Annotated in this window: 2 protein-coding genes; both read left to right on the top strand. The window is 69.0% G+C overall.

Annotated features, from left to right (window positions below; translation table 11 throughout):
- Positions 1-64 precede the first annotated feature (64 nt).
- A complete protein-coding gene (locus tag ABH927_RS34175; protein ID WP_370028634.1) occupies positions 65-388 on the top strand; it encodes a transposase in 324 nt (107 codons plus the stop codon).
- A 17-nt stretch (positions 389-405) separates the two neighbouring features.
- Positions 406-1,311, top strand: coding sequence for an integrase core domain-containing protein (locus ABH927_RS34170; RefSeq protein ID WP_370028632.1), 906 nt, complete (start codon positions 406-408; stop codon positions 1,309-1,311).
- Positions 1,312-1,334: the final 23 nt, after the last annotated feature.

The raw sequence follows: 1,334 nt of genomic DNA, 5'->3' as shown, positions 1-1,334 counted from the left end.
TGTCGCGCGTCAGACTTAGTGGCGCAGGAGTTAGTTGGGTCTCCTGAGCCTGGAAGAGAGACGCATGATGAGTCGCCCCCCGCAGTTCCCCGTTGAGGACAAGATCCGGATCGTGTTGTCGGTCCTGGCCGGTGAGATGACGATCGCGGAGGCCGCCCGGCGGAACAAGACGTCGGAGACCTCGGTCAGCAAGTGGAAGGCCCAGTTCCTGGAATACGGCAGGCAGGGCCTGGTGGCGGGTGGCAGTGCGGGCCCGTCGGCGCGGGAGCAGCAGCTGGAGGCGGAGATCGCCGAGTTGCACGCGGCGTTGGGTGAGGCCCACGTCGAGCTGCGGGTGTGGAAGAAGTCCGCTGAGGGGCGCCTGGCCCCTTCGCGGACCTCGAGGTGATCCGCCAAGACGCGGCGATGCCGATCTCGAGGTTCTGCACGTTGATCGGCATCCCGCGCCGCACCTACACCCGCTGGCGGGCCGCCGCTGCGTGCGGACGGGTGGGGAAGGGGCCGTGGCCGGCACCGGTGGTCGATGCCATCGAGCCGGTGGCGGCCAAGTACGCCGCGGACTGGCCGGCCTGGGGCCACCGCAAGATCGCCTGGTTGATGGCCGCCGACGGCCATCAGGTATCGGCCTCGTCGGTGGAGCGGGCACTACGCCGCCGGGGCCTGCTCCAACCTGTCGACTACCAAGGCGAGCGGCGTGCGCTGGCCAAGGCCCGCAAGGCCGCCTTCGCCGACCCACCCACCGGGCCGAACCAGGTGTGGCAGCTGGACTTCTCCGAGTACGAGACCACAGCAGGAGGGATATGGCGGCTGGCCGGGGTGACCGACTACTTCACCAAGATCGAGCACGGCTGGCACATCGCGCCGACCTGCACCGGCGCCGATGCCATCGCCGCCGTGCAGATCGCCATCGCCGAGGCCGAACGCCTGGCCGGCTGCAGCCTGGCCGAGGCCCTGGCCGACCCGAACACGGGCGAGATCCGCCGGATTCGCCTGGTCACCGACAACGGGGCCGCCTTCAAAGGCGCCGCGTTCGCCCGCTTCATCGCCTCCCGGCCCGAACTGCTGCACATCCGCACCCGGCGGCGTTCACCCGGCCAAAACGGGGTGCGGGAACGCGCCTTCGGCTCACTGAAGTACGAGCACCTGTACCGGATCGAGATCGACGACCTGCCCGCCCTGGCCCGCGAATCCGAGGCCTACCGGCACGTCTTCAACCACATCCGCCCCCACGAGGCCCTCGGCGGACACCGCCCGATCGAGGTCTACACCGACCCGAACCTGCATCCCCAACTTTCAGACCGGATCATTTGAGCCAACATCTTGACGCGGGACAG

The organism is Planotetraspora sp. GP83, from assembly GCF_041262585.1.
Lineage (GTDB): Bacteria > Actinomycetota > Actinomycetes > Streptosporangiales > Streptosporangiaceae > JAOEGB01.
Note: the sequence above shows the minus strand (reverse complement) of the source record. Positions and strands in the feature narration are given on the sequence as shown.